At 68.6% G+C, this 19524-nt stretch carries 22 protein-coding genes; 20 read left to right on the top strand and 2 right to left on the bottom strand.

The window, feature by feature from the left end; translation table 11 throughout:
- Window positions 1-3: 3 nt before the first annotated feature.
- Window positions 4-1899, bottom strand: coding sequence for a BglG family transcription antiterminator (locus E6C70_RS07575; protein WP_235833338.1), 1896 nt, complete (start codon window positions 1897-1899; stop codon window positions 4-6).
- Between the two features lie 171 nt (window positions 1900-2070).
- Between E6C70_RS07575 and E6C70_RS07570 the strand changes: the two genes are divergently transcribed.
- The 16 genes from E6C70_RS07570 (at window position 2071) to glmM (ending at window position 14504) form a co-directional block, all read left to right on the top strand.
- On the top strand, window positions 2071-2373 hold the full coding sequence (locus tag E6C70_RS07570) for a PTS sugar transporter subunit IIB (RefSeq protein ID WP_136423912.1): 303 nt from the start codon (window positions 2071-2073) through the stop codon (window positions 2371-2373).
- Between the two features lie 91 nt (window positions 2374-2464).
- On the top strand, window positions 2465-2737 hold the full coding sequence (locus E6C70_RS07565) for an HPr family phosphocarrier protein (protein ID WP_136423910.1): 273 nt from the start codon (window positions 2465-2467) through the stop codon (window positions 2735-2737).
- Window positions 2738-2783: 46 nt separating this feature from the next.
- A complete protein-coding gene (gene ptsP / locus E6C70_RS07560; RefSeq protein ID WP_136423908.1) occupies window positions 2784-4463 on the top strand; it encodes a phosphoenolpyruvate--protein phosphotransferase in 1680 nt (559 codons plus the stop codon).
- Between the two features lie 22 nt (window positions 4464-4485).
- Window positions 4486-5982 carry a PTS mannitol transporter subunit IIBC gene (locus tag E6C70_RS07555; RefSeq protein WP_136423906.1) on the top strand — a complete coding sequence of 499 codons (1497 nt, stop codon included), beginning with the start codon at window positions 4486-4488 and terminating at the stop codon, window positions 5980-5982.
- A gap of 98 nt (window positions 5983-6080) precedes the next feature.
- A complete protein-coding gene (locus E6C70_RS07550; RefSeq protein WP_136423904.1) occupies window positions 6081-6521 on the top strand; it encodes a PTS mannitol transporter subunit IIA in 441 nt (146 codons plus the stop codon).
- Window positions 6518-7663: a mannitol-1-phosphate 5-dehydrogenase gene (locus E6C70_RS07545; protein WP_136423902.1), complete on the top strand. Its 1146-nt coding sequence runs from the start codon at window positions 6518-6520 to the stop codon at window positions 7661-7663. The genes E6C70_RS07550 and E6C70_RS07545 overlap by 4 nt, the downstream gene beginning before the upstream one ends.
- Window positions 7664-7809: 146 nt before the next feature.
- Complete coding sequence (gene infA, locus E6C70_RS07540; RefSeq protein ID WP_021759551.1) at window positions 7810-8031, top strand: translation initiation factor IF-1; 222 nt, start codon at window positions 7810-7812, stop codon at window positions 8029-8031.
- Between the two features lie 80 nt (window positions 8032-8111).
- Entirely contained in the window at window positions 8112-8228 is a 117-nt protein-coding gene (rpmJ, locus tag E6C70_RS07535; RefSeq protein WP_055821300.1) for a 50S ribosomal protein L36, read from the top strand.
- Window positions 8229-8364: 136 nt separating this feature from the next.
- Window positions 8365-8739 (top strand): 30S ribosomal protein S13, encoded by a 375-nt coding sequence (rpsM, locus tag E6C70_RS07530; RefSeq protein WP_136423900.1) that lies wholly within the window; start codon window positions 8365-8367, stop codon window positions 8737-8739.
- 45 nt (window positions 8740-8784) lie between these two features.
- Entirely contained in the window at window positions 8785-9183 is a 399-nt protein-coding gene (gene rpsK / locus E6C70_RS07525; protein ID WP_056008094.1) for a 30S ribosomal protein S11, read from the top strand.
- A 149-nt stretch (window positions 9184-9332) separates the two neighbouring features.
- Entirely contained in the window at window positions 9333-10322 is a 990-nt protein-coding gene (locus tag E6C70_RS07520; RefSeq protein ID WP_136423898.1) for a DNA-directed RNA polymerase subunit alpha, read from the top strand.
- Window positions 10323-10367: 45 nt separating this feature from the next.
- On the top strand, window positions 10368-10919 hold the full coding sequence (gene rplQ / locus E6C70_RS07515; protein ID WP_136423896.1) for a 50S ribosomal protein L17: 552 nt from the start codon (window positions 10368-10370) through the stop codon (window positions 10917-10919).
- Window positions 10920-11069: 150 nt separating this feature from the next.
- Window positions 11070-11963, top strand: coding sequence for a tRNA pseudouridine synthase A (locus tag E6C70_RS07510; RefSeq protein WP_235833337.1), 894 nt, complete (start codon window positions 11070-11072; stop codon window positions 11961-11963).
- A gap of 168 nt (window positions 11964-12131) precedes the next feature.
- Window positions 12132-12578 carry a 50S ribosomal protein L13 gene (gene rplM / locus E6C70_RS07505; RefSeq protein ID WP_136423894.1) on the top strand — a complete coding sequence of 149 codons (447 nt, stop codon included), beginning with the start codon at window positions 12132-12134 and terminating at the stop codon, window positions 12576-12578.
- A 48-nt stretch (window positions 12579-12626) separates the two neighbouring features.
- Window positions 12627-13112, top strand: coding sequence for a 30S ribosomal protein S9 (gene rpsI, locus E6C70_RS07500; RefSeq protein WP_136423892.1), 486 nt, complete (start codon window positions 12627-12629; stop codon window positions 13110-13112).
- A 21-nt stretch (window positions 13113-13133) separates the two neighbouring features.
- On the top strand, window positions 13134-14504 hold the full coding sequence (glmM, locus tag E6C70_RS07495) for a phosphoglucosamine mutase (RefSeq protein ID WP_136423890.1): 1371 nt from the start codon (window positions 13134-13136) through the stop codon (window positions 14502-14504).
- A gap of 61 nt (window positions 14505-14565) precedes the next feature.
- On the opposite strand, the gene coaA is transcribed toward glmM, so the two are convergent.
- On the bottom strand, window positions 14566-15522 hold the full coding sequence (gene coaA / locus E6C70_RS07490; RefSeq protein ID WP_136423888.1) for a type I pantothenate kinase: 957 nt from the start codon (window positions 15520-15522) through the stop codon (window positions 14566-14568).
- Between the two features lie 44 nt (window positions 15523-15566).
- Between coaA and glmS the strand changes: the two genes are divergently transcribed.
- From glmS to tsaE, 4 genes are read left to right on the top strand one after another with little or no spacing between them, the layout of a single operon-like run.
- Window positions 15567-17417 carry a glutamine--fructose-6-phosphate transaminase (isomerizing) gene (gene glmS, locus E6C70_RS07485; RefSeq protein WP_136423887.1) on the top strand — a complete coding sequence of 617 codons (1851 nt, stop codon included), beginning with the start codon at window positions 15567-15569 and terminating at the stop codon, window positions 17415-17417.
- A 3-nt stretch (window positions 17418-17420) separates the two neighbouring features.
- Window positions 17421-17780: a holo-ACP synthase gene (locus E6C70_RS07480; protein ID WP_136423885.1), complete on the top strand. Its 360-nt coding sequence runs from the start codon at window positions 17421-17423 to the stop codon at window positions 17778-17780.
- Complete coding sequence (gene alr / locus E6C70_RS07475; protein ID WP_136423883.1) at window positions 17777-18895, top strand: alanine racemase; 1119 nt, start codon at window positions 17777-17779, stop codon at window positions 18893-18895. Before E6C70_RS07480 ends, alr begins: the two co-directional genes overlap by 4 nt.
- Window positions 18892-19512, top strand: coding sequence for a tRNA (adenosine(37)-N6)-threonylcarbamoyltransferase complex ATPase subunit type 1 TsaE (gene tsaE, locus E6C70_RS17290; RefSeq protein WP_407921021.1), 621 nt, complete (start codon window positions 18892-18894; stop codon window positions 19510-19512). Before alr ends, tsaE begins: the two co-directional genes overlap by 4 nt.
- Window positions 19513-19524 lie beyond the last annotated feature (12 nt).

Genomic DNA, 19524 nt, shown 5'->3' with positions numbered 1-19524 from the left:
CGCTCAGCTCTCCATCACGTGCACGAGCGCGGTGATGAAGCTCGGGAAGTCGACAGCGTCCCGCAGCAGGGACTGCACCGCCGATCGTTCCGAGAACACCTCGACGAACTGGTCGAAGACCGACTGGAACCGGGCGCGGTCGCTCTCGCTGAAGGCGATGAACGCCACCACGTTGACACCGGTGCCCGCCCAGTCCATCGGCTGCTCATCGAGGACGATGGCGATCGTGGTACGTGCGGCCGTCATGGCGAGGGCGTGAGGAACGGCCAGGCCCTCGGTGAACGCGGTCGACGAGAGACGCTCCCGGTCGATCGCCCCGTCGATGTAGGCCTGGTCGATGACCCCCGTCGCCGCCATCCGCTCGCCCAGCAGACGGATCATGGCCTCGGGGTCCCGCATGCCGAGGTTGCGGAAGAACAGCCGCTCGTCGAAGTACTGCGTGAGTTCCTGCGTGAGCCGGGCACGACGGCGCACGCGCCGGGTGCGGGCGATGGCGGAACGGATGCGCTCCGCGTCCACGTCCGAGACGAACGGGGCGACGACGACGACCCGGTCGGTGGCAACCGGCGGCTCGACGGTCGAGATGACGATATCGCCGTCCAGTCGCGACCAGTCGATGTCGGTCCGGGTCACCAGCGACTCCACGACGAGATCGGTCGGGAACATGGCCGAGATGCGCTGGAGCACCGCGAGGTGCAGGTCGTAGTAGGCCGGTGACACGATGGTCGCGCCCACGGCGTCGTCATCGCGCTTGCGACGCTGCTCGACGAGCGCACCGACATGCATGGCGATGTACGCGATCTCGTCGTCATTGATGCGGATGCCGCGCGTCTCCTGCAACTCCCGAGCGATGTAGACCGCCAGCTCGTACGTCATCGGATAGCCCGACTTGATCGACCCGGTGAGCGGATTGCGTGAGTACGAGGAGGTCGCGGCCCGCGCGACGAGATTGCGGACGTGCAGGGCGAGCCGCACGAGGAACTCCTCATCGTCCAGATCGACGAGGAACTCACCGCCCGCCCGCACCACGATGGCGCGGAGCGCCGCGACATCCTCGGGCCGCAGGAGGCCCGCAGCGGAGGCGTCGGCGCGAGGAGCCTCCGTGGCGACCCGACTGCGCACGAGGTAGCTCAGGTAGGCCAGGTCCTCGCCGTCCAGGCGAACGTCGAAGTGGGTCGCCACGAGCTCGGCGAGCATCGCGGCGTTGTCGTCCGCCGACACCGCGGGCCCGGCCGCCTCGAGTTGATGGTGACGGCGTACCCGGTCGACCGCTATCGAGATGTGCAGGAGCACATTGCTGAGCCCGTACTCGTTGATGGTCGCGCCTGCGCCCTCGAGCCGCTCGATGAGATCGGTCTTGAACTCGCCCAGCCGAGCGGTGGGGAACGCCAGTTGGATCGCCTCGATACCCAGGATGTCGCGGAAGGACTCCTCCCGGAAGAGCGCGCCGATCAGGCGACGCCGCGCCGTCTCGGTCCCCTCGAGCACCACTGTCGATGCCGTCCGTCGCAGCGCCAGGCCGGTGCCGTCCAGGCGGGCGCGGGCCTTTGTGAGGTCCCCCTCGAGGGTCGACTCGCTGATGTGGAATTCCTCGGCCGCCTGAAAGACGTCGATGCCGTCGCTGCGGTCGGTGAGCATCCGCAGCAGCCGTGCGACCCGTCCGCCGGGAGCCGTCGACGCCACCGCGATCTCCGAACGCAGGCCGGCGTACGCGGCGGCATCGATGCGATACCCATCCGAGCCCGACTGCACGAGCTCACGGCCGTCGGAGTTGATGGCGGAGACGTAGTTGCGCACGCTGCGGGGCGTGACGCCCAGCCGTTCCGAGAGCTCCGCTGCCGTCATCGGGCGATCGGAGCGCGCCAGCAGGTCGAGCATCCGCTCCTGCCGATCACTCACCGCGTCGTCCTTCCCGCGCGCCACCATGCGCCGTGGTACCGAGTCAACCAGCATCGGCCGTGCGATCGGGCGGATCCGGGCGGATTGCCGCCCCACCGGAAGAAAGCCCGTTGGCCGGACGAGTCGGTCGATGGCCAGACTGAACCCGAAGAGCGGCGGAAGGGCTGATCGATGAAGATCATCGTGGTGTGCGGAGCGGGTGCGTCCAGCACCTTCGTCGCCCAGCGCGTCCGTCGCGCCGCGCGGGAGCGCGACATCGCCGTCGACGTGGTTCCGACGGCCCTCGCGATGCTCGACACCGAGCTGCCGGACGCCGATGTCGTGCTGCTCGGCGCGCACCTCGGCCGGGAGGCGGACGCCCTGCGCGGGCGCACGTCCGTCGCCGTCGCGGTACTGCCCGAGGCCGCCTTCACTGATTCTTCGGGGCTCACCGCCCTGTCGGCAGCACTCGCCGTGGTCGGGGTGAGCCCGTGACCGGCCGCGGCGAGCAGACGAGCATGGTGGCCGCGGCGTGCGGTCGCTATGGTGAAGACAGGAACGGACGCGGGCGACGGAGGCCGGAGACATGCCGACAGCAGAGCGAACAGTACGGATCGCATCGAGCCACGGGCTGCACGCCCGGCCGGCCAAGCTCTTCTCGCAGGCGGCCGGTGCATCCGGCGCTGCGGTCACGGTCGCCAAGGGGGACGGTGCTCCGGTCAATGCCGCGAGCATCCTCGCGGTCATCTCGCAAGGCATCGACCATGGAGACGAGGTCACCGTCGCTGTCGATGGTGACAACGCCGACACGGTGCTCGACCAGCTCGTGGAACTGCTGCTCACCGACCACGACGAGTAACGCCGCACGTCCGTCTTCCCACCGCTCACGGATGGAGGACGACTAGATGCAACTGCAGGGAATCGGAATCGGCCAGGGGATCGCCCTGGGGCCGGTGGCACGGATGGCCGGCCCACTGCCGGAGCCCGTGGATCGGCCCAGCCACCTCGACGCGGAGCGCGAGGGCGAGCGTGCCCGTGCGTCACTCTCGGTCGTCGCGGAGGAGCTCAATCGCCGCGGCGCTCAGGCGGGCGGTGCGGCGCAGGACATCCTCGAGGCCCAGGCGATGATGGCCGAGGACCCGACCCTCACCGATGACATCACCACCCGGCTGGCCACGGGGAAGACCGCCGAGCGCGCGGTGTTCGAGGCGTTCGCCTCCTTCCGCGACCTGCTGGCCGGCATGGGCGGCTACATGGGGGAGCGTGCCGCCGACCTCGACGACGTCGCGCAGCGCGTGATCGCCCACCTCTTGAAGGTCCCGGCTCCCGGCCTGCCCGACCCCGGGCATCCCTACGTCCTCGTCGCCCGCGACCTGGCACCCGCCGACACGGCGATGCTCGACCTCGACCAGGTGCTCGCGCTCGTGACGACGGATGGCGGCCCCACCTCGCACACCGCGATCCTGGCCCGAGACAAGGCCATCGTGGCCGTCGTCGGCGCCGCCGATGCCGCATCGCTCGGCGACGGTGACGCGGTCATCGTCGACGCCGAGAACGGCGTGGTCGTCGCAGCGCCGAGCGAGGCCGAGCTCGCTGAGGCGCGGGCGCGGGTCGAGGAGCGCAAGACGCGCGCCGCGGCGCCGCTCACTCCGGGCCAGCTGGCTGACGGGACCTTGGTGCCGCTGCTGGCCAACCTCGGCTCGGCGGACGGCGCGCCGGCCGCCCTCGAGGCCGGGGCGGAGGGTGTCGGACTGTTCCGCACCGAGTTCCTCTTCCTCGACGCCCAGAGCGCGCCGACGGTCCGCGACCAGCAGGCGCAGTACACCCGTCTCCTGCAGGCGTTCTCCGGCAAGAAGGTGGTCGTGCGCGTGCTCGATGCCGGCGCCGACAAGCCGCTGGCGTTCCTCAACGACGCCGACGAGGAGAATCCGGCGCTCGGGCTGCGCGGCATCCGTGCGCTCCGGAGCAACGAGACCATCCTGCGCGAGCAGCTCACGGCGCTCGCCGCGGCCGATGCGGCCACCGACGCCGACCTCTGGGTGATGGCTCCGATGGTGGCCAACGCCGAGGAGGCCCGCTACTTCACCGACCTCGCTCACGAACTCGGCATCCGGATGGCGGGAGTCATGGTCGAGGTGCCGTCCGCGGCGCTGCTGGCCGACCGGGTGCTCGCGGCGACGGGATTCGCGTCGATCGGCACGAACGACCTCACGCAGTACACCATGGCGGCCGACCGGCTACTCGGCTCGGTCTCGCGGTTCCAGAGCCCCTGGCATCCGGCGGTCCTGAGCCTGGTCGGCTCCGTCGGCGCGGCCGGTCGCGACCTCGGCAAGCCCGTCGGCATCTGCGGTGAGGCGGCGGCCGATCCGTTGCTCGCCGTCGTGCTGGTCGGCCTCGGCGCGACCACCCTCTCGATGTCACCGTCCGCTCTCGCGGACGTGCGCGCGTCCCTCGCGCGATTCACTCTCGACGACGCCCACGCGATCGCCGAGGCAGCCCTCGCCGCGGATGGCGCGGCGGAGGCGCAAGCGGCGGCGAAGAGTGTCGCAGCCGGTCTCACAGCGGTCGTCGCCTCGGCGACCTGATACGAAAGAGGCAACAGAAATCATGACAACGACGTCAGTAGACGCGAAGGCGCCGGGAGGCGCGCGCGTCGGCATCCAGAGGTTCGGGTCGTTCCTCTCGAACATGATCCTTCCCAACATCGCGGCCTTCATCGCGTGGGGTCTCATCACGGCGTTCTTCATCCCGACCGGATGGACGCCCAACGAGGATCTCGCCAAGCTCGTCGGCCCGATGATCACCTACCTGCTGCCGCTGCTCATCGCCAACCAGGGCGGTCGGCTGATCTACGGCACCCGCGGCGGCGTTGTGGCGTCGATCGCGACGGTGGGTGTCATCGTCGGAACGACCATCCCGATGTTCCTCGGCGCGATGATCATGGGCCCGCTCGCGGCCTGGATCATGAAGCAGGTCGACCGCATCTGGGACGGCAAGATCAAGGCCGGCTTCGAGATGCTGGTCAACAACTTCTCGGCGGGCATCGTCGGGGCCATCCTCGCGATCGCCGGCTTCTTCGGCTTCGGTCCTGCGGTGCAGTGGCTGAGCGGTCTGCTCGAGCAGGCGGTCGACTGGTTGACCCAGCTCGGGCTGCTGCCGCTGCTCTCCCTCCTCGTCGAGCCGGGCAAGATCCTGTTCCTGAACAACGCCATCAACCAGGGTGTGTTCACGCCACTGGGGACGCAGCAGGCGTCTCAGGCGGGCAAGTCGATCCTGTTCCTCATCGAGGCGAACCCCGGCCCCGGTCTCGGACTGCTGCTGGCGTTCACCTTCTTCGGTGTCGGCATGGCCCGTGCGAGTGCTCCCGGCGCGATCATCATCCAGTTCCTCGGTGGAATCCACGAGATCTACTTCCCGTACGTGCTGATGAAGCCGCTCACCGTGATCGCGGTGATCGCCGGAGGCATGACGGGTGTCGCCACCAACGTCGTCTTCCAGTCCGGACTACGGGCGCCGGCATCGCCGGGAAGCATCTTCGCGGTGCTGCTCCAGACCGCATCGGACAGCTACGTCGGTGTCATCCTGTCCGTCGTCCTCTCCGCGACCGTCTCGTTCGTCGTCGCATCGATCATCTTGAGGGCCAGCCGCAAGCGCGACCTCGAGAACGGCGGAGGCGACCTCGGCATGGCCATCGCGCAGACCGAGGCCAACAAGGGCAAGGCATCCAGCGTGCTGGGCAACCTGCAGGCCGACGGTGTCGCCGCGGGCGGCGGGCTCGTCGATGAGGGAGAGGCGGCCGCGTTCGACCGCAAGCCGATCCATTCGATCATCTTCGCCTGCGACGCCGGAATGGGTTCGAGCGCCATGGGCGCAACGGTGCTGCGCAACAAGATCAAGAAGGCCGGCATCGACAGCGTCACGGTGACCAACTCCGCCATCGCCAACCTCACGGACGACGTCGACCTGGTCATCACGCACCAGGACCTCACCGATCGAGCGAAGCTGATGTCGCCGAACGCCGTCCACGTCTCGGTCGAGAACTTCATGAACTCGCCCAAGTACGACGAGGTCGTCCACCTGCTGGAGGGCGAGGGGGTGCGGTGAAGCACGACGTCGCGCTGTCGGTCCTCCTGCCGGCAGCGTGACGTCGTTCGCCGGTGCAGGGGGACAACCGAAGCAAGTGAACGAAGAGGGGGAACGCCGTGAGCGATCCGATACTGTCCCAGGATTCCGTGCGGCTCGCCGATGGCCCGGTCTCGCGCGATGACGCGATCCGAGCGGCGGGGGCCATCCTCGTCGAACGGGGCGCTGTCGAACCGGCGTACGTCGACGCGATGCTCGAGCGCGAGGGGTCGGTGTCGACCTACATGGGCAACTTCCTCGCCATCCCGCACGGCACGAACGACGCCAAGGACGCCATCAAGGCGTCGGCGCTCTCGTTCATCCGCTACCCGGATGCAGTCGATTGGAACGGCGACGAGGTGCGCTTCGTCGTGGGCATCGCCGGCATCGACAACGAGCACCTCGAGATCCTCTCGAAGATCGCCATCATCTTCAGCGATGACGACGAGGTCGCCAAGCTCGTGGCCGCCGGCTCGGCGGAGGAACTCTACGCGTTGCTCGGCGAGGTGAACGAGGGATGAAGGCCGTCCACTTCGGGGCGGGCAACATCGGGCGCGGCTTCGTCGGGCTGATCCTGCACGACGCCGGCTACGAGGTGGTCTTCGCCGACGTTGCCGCTCCGCTCATCGATGCGCTCGCCGCGGCCGACTCCTACACGGTGCACGAGGTGGGCGAGGGCGGCCGGGACCGAGTCGTCGACACCTTCCGCGCCCTCAACAGTGCGACGGATGCCGACAGCGTGTGCGACGAGATCGCCACGGCGGACGTCCTGACCACCGCCGTCGGACCGACCGTGCTGCGCTTCGTCGCCCCCCACGTCGCCGAGGCGCTGCGCCGACGTCCCGCGGAACTGGCGCCGCTGCAGGTGATGGCCTGCGAGAACGCGATCAACGCCAGCGACATCCTGCGCGACGAGGTCGCCGCATCCCTCGGTCAGGATGAGTGGGCCAAGCTGCACTCTCGAGCCGTGTTCGCCAACACCGCGGTCGATCGCATCGTGCCGGGTCAGGCGGCGGATGCGGGCCTCGACGTGACGGTGGAGACCTTCTTCGAGTGGGTGGTGGAGAGCGGACCTTTCGGGGGCGACGTGCCTGCCATCCCCGACGCCACCTTCGTGGAGGACTTGGCGCCGTACATCGAGCGCAAGCTGTTCACGGTCAACACCGGTCACGCGACCGTCGCGTACCTCGGCTTCGTGCAGGGTCACACCAAGATCTCGGATGCGCTGCGCGACGAGACGGTCGCCCGCATCGCCACGCGCGTGCTGCAGGAGACCTCGACGCTGCTTGTCGCGAAGCACGGCCTCGACCCCGAGGTGCAGCGCGCGTACCGCGAGAAGATCCTGCGTCGGTTCGCTAACCCGGCACTCCCGGACACCGTGCAGCGCGTCGGGCGGCAGCCGTTGCGGAAGCTCAGCAGGCACGAGCGCTTTATCGGCCCTGCCGCGGAGCTCGCTCAGCTCGGGCTGCCGACCAGCGCGCTCGTGGAAGCCGTCGACGCCGCCCTGCGCTTCGACGTGCCCGACGACGAGCAGAGCGTGGAGCTGCGTGAGCTGCTGCAGACGCAGACGCCGGAGGCCGTCGTCGAAGGCGCCATGGGAATCAGCGTGGGCCATCCGTTGTTCTCTTCACTGAGGGAGATCGTCGCCGGCGCGCAGTCCTGAGGGGCTTCTGCCGATTGGCACATCGTCGCCGGATGGCATAAGATCGATCTTTGGTGCTCTGCGCCTGCCTGCCCGCGTGCAGGCGTGGCGACGGGGTCACCGTATCCGCACGACCAGCATCCACTACTTTTAGCGACGAAGAGGCTATGGCCAAAAAAGACGGCGTCATCGAGATCGAAGGCTCGGTGGTCGAAGCTCTGCCGAACGCGATGTTCCGCGTAGAGCTGACCAACGGACACAAGGTCCTCGCTCACATCTCTGGAAAGATGCGGCAGCACTACATCCGCATCCTCCCCGAAGACCGCGTGATCGTGGAACTCAGCCCTTACGACCTGACCCGCGGCCGCATCGTCTATCGCTACAAGTAACGGTTGCTGTAAGTAACGGCCTGAGTGGCTCCGCGAGCGGAACCGCCAGGTACGAAGACAGCGAACAGGAAGAAACACTCATGAAGGTCAACCCCAGCGTCAAGCCGATCTGCGACCACTGCAAGGTGATCCGCCGCAACGGCCGCGTCATGGTCATCTGCAAGTCGAACCCGCGCCACAAGCAGCGCCAGGGTTAGTCTCCGCGCAGCACCCCACAACTCGATAACGAGAACAGCAGTTCCACGATCCCGCGCGAGCGGGGGACACCTTCGGTGAGAGGCCGAGGCACCGGAACCGCACCACACCTCTCACACACTCACAGGAGAAGCCACAATGGCACGTCTAGCCGGCGTCGACATCCCGCGCGAGAAGCGCGTGGAGGTCGCACTGACCTACATCTACGGAGTCGGCCGCACCCGCGCCCTCCAGACCCTCGCGGAGACCGGGATCTCCGGCGACATCCGCGTCAAGGACCTCACCGACGACCAGCTCGTCTCGCTCCGCGACTTCATCGAAGGCAACTTCAAGGTGGAGGGCGACCTGCGCCGCGAGGTGGCAGCAGACATCCGCCGCAAGGTCGAGATCGGCTCCTACGAGGGCATCCGCCACCGTCGTGGCCTTCCCGTGCGCGGACAGCGCACCAAGACCAACGCTCGCACCCGCAAGGGCCCGAAGCGCACCGTGGCCGGCAAGAAGAAGGCTCGCTAGGCCCCGGCCGGCGAACCATCGCGCCTTTAGGATTCAGGAGAAATCATGGCAGCACCCAAGTCGGCCGTTCGCAAGCCGCGCAAGAAGGAAAAGAAGAACATCGCCGTGGGCCAGGCCCACATCAAGTCGACGTTCAACAACACGATCGTCTCGATCACCGACCCCAGCGGGGCCGTCATCAGCTGGGCATCCTCTGGTGGAGTCGGCTTCAAGGGCTCGCGCAAGTCGACCCCGTTCGCCGCACAGCTGGCCGCCGAGTCGGCCGCCCGCCAGGCGCAGGAGCACGGCATGAAGAAGGTCGACGTCTTCGTCAAGGGACCGGGCTCGGGTCGTGAGACCGCCATCCGTTCGCTCCAGGCCGCCGGCCTCGAGGTCGGCTCGATCAACGACGTCACCCCGCAGGCGCACAACGGTTGCCGCCCGCCCAAGCGGCGCCGCGTCTAGTCAGCACTCACGCCGACGGGCGGCGCGCTGAGGCGTGCCGCCCGGACGGCGATCATCCGTTTCCTCAATAACTCAAAACATCGCCGGGCCAGCCACCCGTCGCCATCGCAGGCGTCATATAGCGGACGCCTCGCCGAAAGGAATCAACAGTGCTCATTGCACAGCGCCCCACGCTCACCGAGGAGAACATCTCCGAGTTCCGCTCGCGGTTCGTGATCGAGCCCCTCGAGCCGGGCTTCGGCTACACCCTCGGGAACTCCCTCCGCCGCACCCTCCTCTCGTCCATCCCCGGCGCAGCCGTGACCAGCATCCGCATCGACGGCGTGCTGCACGAGTTCAGCACCGTTCCCGGCGTGAAGGAGGATGTCACCGAGATCATCCTCAACATCAAGAACCTGGTCGTCTCCAGCGAGCACGACGAGCCCATCACCGCCTACCTGCGCAAGCAGGGCGCCGGTGAGGTCACCGCGGCGGACATCTCCGCTCCCGCCGGTGTCGAGGTGCACAACCCCGAGCTCGTCATCGCGACCATCAACGAGAAGGCCAAGTTCGAGCTCGAGTTGACCATCGAGCGCGGCCGCGGCTACGTCTCCGCGACGCAGAACCGCAACGAGTACAGCGAGGCCGGCCAGATCCCGGTCGACTCGATCTACTCGCCCGTGCTGAAGGTCACCTACCGCGTCGAGGCCACCCGTGCCGGCGAGCGCACCGACTTCGACCGCCTGGTCGTCGACGTCGAGACCAAGTCGGCCATCAGCCCCCGCGACGCGATCGCTTCGGCAGGTCGCACGCTCACCGAGCTGTTCGGTCTGGCCCGCGAGCTCAACACCGCAGCCGAGGGCATCGAGATCGGCCCCGCGCCGGTCGACGCCGTCCTCTCGAGCGAGCTCTCGATCCCGATCGAGGACCTCGACCTGTCGGTCCGCTCGTACAACTGCCTCAAGCGCGAGGGCATCAATAACGTCAGCGAGCTCGTCGCCCTCTCGGAGACGCAGCTCATGAACATCCGCAACTTCGGACAGAAGTCGGTGGATGAGGTCAAGGACAAGCTCGTGGAGCTCGGCCTGTCGCTCAAGGACTCGGTCCCTGGATTCGACGGCGCCCACTTCTACAGCGGCTACGACGACGAGAACATCTAAAGCTCGTCGTAAGAGCTTTTCGACCTTTCACATACTGGAGACATAATGCCCAAGCCCACCAAGGGCCCCCGCCTCGGAGGCGGACCCGCACATGAGCGCCTGCTGCTCGCGAACCTGGCCGCCGCCCTGTTCACGCACAAGTCGATCAAGACGACCGAGACCAAGGCCAAGCGCCTGCGTCCGATCGCCGAGCGCCTCATCACGTTCGCCAAGCGCGGCGACCTGCACGCGCGTCGTCGCGTGCTCGCCGTGATCGGCGACAAGAGCGTCGTGCACGAGCTGTTCACCGAGATCGCCCCGCTGATGGCGGAGCGCGAGGGTGGCTACACGCGCATCACCAAGATCGGCTACCGCAAGGGTGACAACGCCCCCATGGCGCAGATCGAGCTGGTGCTCGAGCCCGTCGTGAAGAAGGCCAAGCCCGCCAAGGCGACTAAGGCCGACGCCCCCGCCGTGGCCCCCGTGGTCGAGGACGACGAGACCGTGACGGACTCCGAGGCCGCTGTCGACGAGGCCGTCGCCACGGATGCCGAGCCGACCGCCACTGAGTCGGCCGATGTCGAGTCGACCGAAGCTGAGGCGACCGACGCCAAGTAGTACACGTCCGACCGAACGGCCCCGAGCATCGATGATGCAGGGGCCGTTCGTCATTCCGCCGAGAACGCAGTTTTAGCGGGTGCGACCAGCTCAGCACCCGCAGATTCTGCGGTCTCGGGGCGGTGTGGGAGCCAGCCCTAGGATGAACGGGTGAATGAGGCGATCAAGGAGGCAGGGTCGCCTGTTCGGATCCGGCTGGACATCGCCTACGACGGGACCGACTTCAACGGCTGGGGTCGGCAGCCGGCCCTGCGCACCGTACAGGGCGCCATCGAGGCCGCACTCGGCTCCATCCTGCGTCGGTTCGGCCCGGCTCCCTCACTCGTCGTCGCGGGACGGACGGATGCGGGGGTGCACGCGAGCGGTCAGGTCGCGCACCTCGACCTCACGGCCGAGCAGTGCGCGAGTCTCATCCGCCCGCAGCGCGATCGCAATCGCGGTAATGACACCGACGTCGCCGTGGCACTGCAGCGCCGGCTCAACGGCATCATGGGCCAGGACGGTGATGTCGTCCTCACCGGCGCGCGGATCGCGCCGCCCGGCTTCGACGCGCGGTTCTCCGCCATCTGGCGTCGCTACGAGTACCGGGTGGCCGACGCCGTGGCCACGAAGGATCCGCTCCGTCGCCGGTCGACCGCGTGGTATCCGGGCGCTCTCGACGTGGAGCGGATGGATGGCGCTGCAGCCGCTCTCTGCGGCCTGCACGACTTCGCGGCCTACTGCAAGCCGCGCGCGGGCGCCACGACCATTCGAACGCTGCAGTCCTTCCGCTGGGCGCGGGAGGCCGATGGAGTGCTGGTCGCGTCCCTCCAGGCCGACGCGTTCTGCCACAGCATGGTGCGTGCCCTGGTCGGGGCCTGCGTCGTTGTGGGGGAGGGGCGGCTCGCCCCCGACGACCTCATCGCCCTGCGTGATGCGAGTCTTCGCACCAGCGCCTTCCAAGTGATGCCAGCCCGCGGGCTCGTGTTGACGCAGGTGGGCTATCCCGACGACCTCCAGCTGGCAAGCCGCGCCGAGCAGACTCGAGCCCGCCGGGTGCTGTGACCTCGAATTGCCCGCCGCATCCGGATGCCGTAACATAGCTCCTTGGTGCCTGCGCCTTGGCGGCGCGGCCCGCGAACGTGAGCCCTCCATCGACACGATTCCTCATCAGGAATCCACCCGGAGTGGGATTCACGAACACCTCCGTTCGAACAGAAAGCAGCCACTGAAGTGACGCGCACCTACACCCCGAAAGCCAGTGAGATCACTCACGACTGGTTCGTCATCGACGCGACCGACGTCGTGCTCGGTCGTCTGGCCAGCCACACCGCCGCCCTCCTGCGCGGCAAGCACAAGCCCACCTTCGCCAACCACATGGACACGGGCGACTTCGTCATCATCGTGAACGCGGACAAGGTCGCGCTCACCGGTTCGAAGGCCGAGCAGAAGAAGGCCTACCGCCACTCGGGTTACCCGGGAGGCCTCTCGGCCGTCAGCTACTCGGAGCTGCTCGAGAAGAACCCGACCCGCGCCGTCGAGAAGGCGATCCGCGGCATGCTGCCGAAGAACTCGCTCGGTCGCGCCCAGCTGAAGAAGCTCAAGGTCTACACCGGCCCGGAGCACCCCCACGCGGCGCAGCAGCCCAAGCAGTTCGTCTTCAACCAGGTCGCTCAGTAGCGCGCGGCCCCCGACTTCTCGACTCACAGACAAAGGATTCCCATCACCGTGGCGAAGATCGCAGACCAGATCGACGTGGCTCCCGAGAGCTACAGCACCGAAACCCCGGCCGAGGATGCGCCCCGCGCTCCCCGTCCCGTCCTCAACGTGTCCGGCGCAGCCGTCGGCCGCCGCAAGCAGGCCATCGCCCGCGTGCGCGTCGTGCCCGGTTCCGGCACGCTCACGGTCAACGGCCGTGAGTTCGCGGACTACTTCCCGAACAAGCTGCACCAGCAGCTCATCACCGACCCGTTCACCGTCCTCGACCTCGTCGGCAGCTATGACGTGATCGCCCGCATCACCGGCGGCGGCCCCTCCGGCCAGGCCGGCGCGCTGCGTCTGGCGATCGCGCGTTCGCTCAACGAGATCGACCGCGAGAACAACCGCGCCACCCTCAAGAAGGCGGGCTTCCTGACCCGTGACGCTCGCGTCATCGAGCGCAAGAAGGCCGGTCTCAAGAAGGCCCGCAAGGCGTCGCAGTTCTCGAAGCGCTAAACCTCGCCGGGACTGGCAGACATGCCTCGTCTATTCGGTACGGACGGCGTCCGGGGCCTGGCCAACCGTGAACTCACGGCTGACCTGGCCCTGGGCCTCGCCCAAGCCAGCGCGTTCGTCCTCACGCAGGGGCGACGAGCTGAGGAGCGTCGCGCGGAGGGCCGCAGGCCGGTCGCCGTCGTTGCACGTGACCCGCGCGTCTCGGGCGAGTTCATCACGGCCGCCGTCGCGTCGGGACTCGCCTCGTCGGGCGTCGACGTGCTCGACGCCGGCGTCATCCCGACCCCCGCGGCCGCATTCCTCATCGGGAACATCGGCGCCGACTTCGGCGTGATGGTGTCCGCCTCGCACAACCCGGCCCCCGACAACGGCATCAAGTTCTTCGCCGTCGGCGGCACGAAGCTGCCCGACGTGGTCGAGGACCGCATCGAGGAGCACCTCGGCATCGAGAAGCTGCTTCCCACGGGAGGCGACGTCGGTCGCATCCGTCGGTTCGCCGACGCGGAGGACCGCTACGTCGTGCACCTGCTCGGCACTCTTCCGCATCGGCTGGACGGCGTGCACGTCGTGCTGGACTGCGCCAACGGCGCGGCATCCGCCATCTCGCCCGAGGTGTTCACCGTCGCCGGCGCACAGGTGACTCTCATCGGAGCCGATCCCGACGGCGTGAACATCAACGACGGTGTCGGATCGACCCATCTCGATCACCTCGCCGCACGCGTCCGCGAGGCGGGAGCCGACGTCGGCATCGCCCACGACGGAGACGCCGACCGGTGCCTCGCCGTCGACGCAGACGGCAACGTCATCGACGGGGATCGCATCATGGCCATCCTCGCCGTGGCAATGAAGGAGCGCGGCCACCTGACCGATGACACCCTCGTCGTGACGGTGATGAGCAACCTCGGACTGCACAAGGCGATGGAGGATGCGGGCATCCGTGTCATCCAGACCGCCGTGGGCGACCGCTACGTGCTCGAGGAGCTCAACGAGCACGGCTACGCGCTGGGCGGAGAGCAGTCCGGGCACGTGATCATGACCGAGCACGCCACGACCGGTGACGGGATCCTGACCGGACTCCACCTCGTGTCGGAGATGGCGCGGACCGGCAAGTCGCTCGCCGAGCTGGCCGAGGTCATGACCGTCTTCCCGCAGATCCTGGTCAACGTGCGCGGAGTCGACCACCACGCTCTGGAGTCCGATGAGGTCGTCGCGGCCGCCGTGCGCGAGGTCGAGGCCGAGCTGGGCGACTCCGGCCGTGTCCTCCTCCGCAAGTCGGGCACCGAGCCGATGGTGCGGGTGATGGTCGAGGCCGCCGATCAGGCGACCGCCGACCGACTCGCACATCGACTCGCGGATGTCGTGCTCGAGCGCCTGGCGCTCCCCGTCGGCTGAGCCTCGTTCCTAACCGACGGCGCCGGACGTCCGCTCGGCGCTGCCGGCCAGCCGCCAGCGCTCAGAGCTTGCGAAGCAGCACGCTGCTGACCGCGTGCGTGGCGTCCTTGCGCAGCACGAGCGTGGCCCGCGACCGCGTAGGGCGGATGTTCTGCAGCAGGTTCGGCTCGTTGATCGAGCGCCAGATCTCCCCGGCACGGGCGCGCGCCTCGGCCTCCGACAGCGACGCGTAGCGGTGGAAGTACGACTTCGGATCGCTGAACGCGCCGCGCTGCAGCTTGAGGAAGCGCTCCTCGTACCACCGCGTGATGTCGGCCGTGCGGGCGTCGACATAGATCGTGAAGTCGAACAGGTCGCTGACGGCCAGCCGATGGCCGGGCCCTGGCGGCTGCAGCACGTTGAGACCCTCGACGATGAGAACGTCGGGCTGACGCACGGTGATCTGCGCGTCGGGCACGATGTCGTAGGTCAGGTGCGAATAGAACGGCGCCCGCACCTCCGCGGAGCCGGCCTTCACGTCGCTGACGAAGCGCAGCAGCGCCCGTCGGTCGTAGGACTCGGGGAAGCCCTTGCGCGCCATGAGGCCGCGCCGCTCGAGCTCGGCGTTGGGGAACAGGAACCCGTCGGTCGTGACGAGCTCGACCCGAGGCGTATTGTCCCAGCGGGCCAGCAGCTCGCGGAGCAGGCGCGCGATGGTGGACTTTCCGACGGCGACGGATCCGGCGATGCCGATGACGAAGGGCGTCCGCTCCGACCGTTCTCCGAGGAAGTCGTTGGTCGCCTCGTGCAGGCGTCGGCTGCCCGTGACGTAGAGGTTGAGCAGCCGCGAGATGGGCAAGTAGACCTCGCTCACCTCGCTGACGCTGAGCGGTTCGCCGAGGCCCCGCAGTTGGACGAGCTCGATCTCGTTGAGCGGCTGCGGCGTCGATCGGGCCAGTGCCGCCCAGTCGCCCCGGTCGAGTTCGACGAAGGGGGAGGGGTGAACGGGCACGCCGTTCGTGTGCAGCGGCTCGGACATCGCCTCACAGCTTAGCGGCCGTCCCGCCCCCTAAAATCGATGGCATGTGTGGAATCGTGGGCTATGTCGGCTCGGACAAGACGTTGGAGGTGCTCGTAGGAGGACTCCGTCGTCTCGAGTACCGAGGGTACGACTCGGCGGGCGTCGCCGTCATCGACGGGGAGGGCCGACTGGCCACCGCCAAGAAGGCCGGAAAGCTCGTCAAGCTCACCGACGAGCTGCTGGCGCACCCCATCAACGACGGCGGCACTGGCATCGGCCACACCCGCTGGGCCACGCACGGCGGCCCCACCGATCGCAACGCGCACCCTCACCTCGGCGACGACGGCAGGCTCGCGCTGATCCACAACGGCATCATCGAGAACTTCTCCGCCCTCAAGGACGAGCTGCTCGCCGAGGGCTACACCTTCGAGAGCGAGACGGACACCGAGGTCGCCGCTGTACTGCTCGGCCGCGAGTACCGTGCGACCGGCGACCTGCGCAGCGCCTTCCTCGGCGTCGTCGGTCAGCTCGAAGGAGCGTTCACCCTGCTCGCCGTGCACCAGGATGAGCCTGGCCTCGTCGTGGGTGCACGCCGCAACTCGCCGCTCGTGATCGGCCTCGGTGACGGAGAGAACTTCCTCGGCTCCGACGTCGCGGCATTCGTCGAGCACACGCGTCGCGCGATGGCGATCGGCCAGGACCAGATGGTGGCCATCACCGCCGACGCGGTCGAGGTCACCGACTTCGACGGCGAACCGGTCGAGACCGAGGAGTTCGACGTCGCCTGGGACGCGGCGGCGGGTGACAAGGGCGGATGGCCGAGCTTCATGGCCAAGGAGGTCACCGAGCAGCCCGACGCGGTGGCCAACACCATCCGCGGTCGCATCGTCGACGGCGTCGTCGACGTGCCGGAGCTCACCGCATTCGGCGACGAGGCGCTCTCCGCCATCCGTCGCGTGATCATCATCGGCTGCGGAACGGCCGCATACGCCGGCCTCGTCGCCAAGTACGCGATCGAGAACTGGGCGGGCGTGCCCGTCGAGGTGGAGCTCAGCCACGAGTTCCGCTATCGCGACCCGGTGATCAGTGATGACACCCTCATCGTCTCCATCTCGCAGTCCGGCGAGACGATGGACACCCTCATGGCCGTCAAGTACGCCCGCGAGGCCGGCGCACGCACGCTCTCCATCTGCAACACGCAGGGCGCCACCATCCCCCGCGAATCGGATGCGGCCATCTACACCCACGCCGGCCCTGAGGTCGCCGTCGCGTCGACCAAGGCCTTCGTCGCGCAGATCACCGCGCTCTACCTGTTCGGCCTGCACCTGGCGCGCGTGCGCGGGTCGCTCTCGGCAGACCAGATCGGCGAGCAGCTCGCCGAGCTCGAGGCGATCCCCGCGAAGCTCTCCAGCGTGCTGGGCGTCGGCGAATCCATCCGCACCCTGGCGCACTGGATGTCGGACACCCGGTCGGTGCTCTTCCTCGGTCGCCACGTGGGATACCCCGTCGCGATGGAGGGGGCGCTCAAGCTCAAGGAGCTCGCCTACATCCATGCCGAGGGGTTCGCGGCCGGCGAGCTCAAGCACGGACCCATCGCCCTCATCGAGCCCGGTCAGCCTGTCTTCGTGATCGTGCCCAGCCCGCGTCACTCGGCGCTGCTGCACGCCAAGGTGGTCTCGAACATCCAGGAGATCCGTGCCCGCGGGGCTCGCGTGATCGCCATCGCCGAGGAGGGGGATGTCGCCGTCCTGCCGTTCGCCGACGAGGTCATCCGCATTCCGCTGGCCGCTCCTCTGTTCGAGCCGATCCTCGCGGTGGTGCCGTTGCAGCTGTTCGCGATGGAGCTCTCGACCGCCAAGGGCCTCGACGTCGACCAGCCGCGCAACCTCGCCAAGTCGGTCACCGTCGAGTAACGCATGATCGTCGGCATCGGGGTGGACGTGGTAGATCTGGCGCGCTTCGAGCGCGCGATTGCCCGCACCCCGGGGCTGATCGAGCGGCTGTTCGCTGAGAGCGAACGTGGGAGGCATCCACGCTCCCTGGCGGCCCGCTTCGCCGCCAAGGAAGCGCTCATCAAGGCGCTCGGGGGAGACGACGGCCTCCGCTGGCACGACATGGTGATCGCCCAGAACGACGACGGAGATCCGTCGTTCCAGTTAACCGGCACCGTCGCTCGCGCAGCCGAGAGCCGCGGCATCGGTCGCGTGCACGTGTCGATGAGTCACGACGGCGGCGTCGCGACGGCTTTCGTCATCGCCGAGACGGATGCCCCGTGACCGGCCCTCCGCTCTTCCGCGAGGCGTTCGTCGACCTTGCGGCGATCGAGCACAACATGCGCGCCATCCGAGCCGTCGTCGGCACCCCTCACACCATGGCGGTCGTCAAGGCGAACGCGTATGGCCACGGAGCCGTGCCGGTGGCCCGGGCGGCGCTCGCCGGGGGAGCGGACTGGCTGGGAGTGGCCGAGATCGCCGAGGCGATGGAGCTGCGCGGTGCCGGCATCACGGCGCCGATCCTCGCATGGCTCCACGACCCGGACACCGACTTCACCGACGCGGTGAATTCCGGCGTGACGATCGGGGTCTCGTCGCTGGATCAGCTCGAGGCGGCCGCGGCGGCAGCAGGCGACGGTGTAGTCGCCGACGTGCACCTCAAGTTCGACACCGGGCTGAGCCGGAACGGCATCCCCCGCTCGGAGTGGCAAGCGGTGCTCGACCGCGCCGCGAGCCTGCAGGAGGACCGACGGGTGCGGGTGACCGGGCTGTTCAGCCACCTGTCCGGCGCGTCGCCGGAGGAAGACTCCGTGCAGCGCACCGCCTTCGAGACCGCCGTCGAAGCCGCCCATACGGTAGGCATCCGTCCCGATCTGCTCCACCTCGCGTCGACGAGCGCCGCCATCACCCAGCCGGACAGTCGCTTCTCCTTGGTACGCATCGGCATCGGCATGTACGGCCTCTCGCCGTGGACCGGAAGGGATGCCGGCGCGAACCTGCGGCCCGCGATGACCCTGCGGGGTCGCGTCGCGCACCTCCGCCGGGTGCAGCCGGGCACCGGCGCCAGCTACGACCTCACCTGGCGGGCCGAGCGCGAGACCACGCTCGCGCTGGTGCCGCTCGGCTACGCGGAAGGCATTCCCCGACAGGCATCGGGTTCGGCCGAGGTGTCCATCGGCGGCGTCAGGCACCCCGTGGTCGGGCGCATCGCGATGGACCAGTTCATCGTCGACGTCGGCGACACCCCGGTTGGCATCGGAGACACCGTCGTCGTCTTCGGCGATCCCGCGACCGGGCCCCCGTCGGCCGACGACTGGGCACTCGCCGCCGGGACGATCAACTACGAGATCGTGACGCGCATCGGCAACCGGGTGCCGCGCACCTACGGCGCCGCGTGATCAGCGCGACCGTGGCGACGGCCGAGCGGATGACCGCCTTCGGCGAGTCCCTCGCGTCCGAGCTGCGAGCGGGAGACCTGCTCGTCCTGACCGGGCCGCTCGGCGCAGGCAAGACCACCTTCACACGCGGGCTCGGCGCGGGCCTGGACGTGCGCGGGAGGGTGCAGAGTCCGACCTTCGTGCTCGCCCGCACGCATCCTCCGCTCGCGGATGGCCCAGCGCTCGTGCACGTCGACGCCTACCGGCTGGGTAGCGCGCTCGAGCTCGACGACCTCGACATCGACTTCGCCGGTTCCGTCGTCGTGGTCGAATGGGGCGGCGGAATGCTCGACGGCGTGAGCGATTCGTGGTTGGAGATCGACATCGAGCGCCCCATGGGCGGGACGGATGCGGGCGCCGACGATGGCGCATCCGACGACGCTGCATCCGACGAAGCCGCGGCCGACGCCGCCGCGGCCGACGACGCCGCGGCCGACGCCGCCGCGGCCGACGCCGCCGCGGCCGACGACGCCGCGGCCGACGCCGCCGCCGCCGACGACGATGCGGCTGACGACGAGCCGCGCACCATCACCGTGCGGGGTATCGGCCAACGCTGGGCGGGCACCCGCTTCGCTTGAGGCGCCGCTGAT

This window comes from Orlajensenia flava, from assembly GCF_004801905.1.
Lineage (GTDB): Bacteria > Actinomycetota > Actinomycetes > Actinomycetales > Microbacteriaceae > Orlajensenia > Orlajensenia flava.
This window is presented reverse-complemented; position numbering and strand designations above follow the sequence as displayed.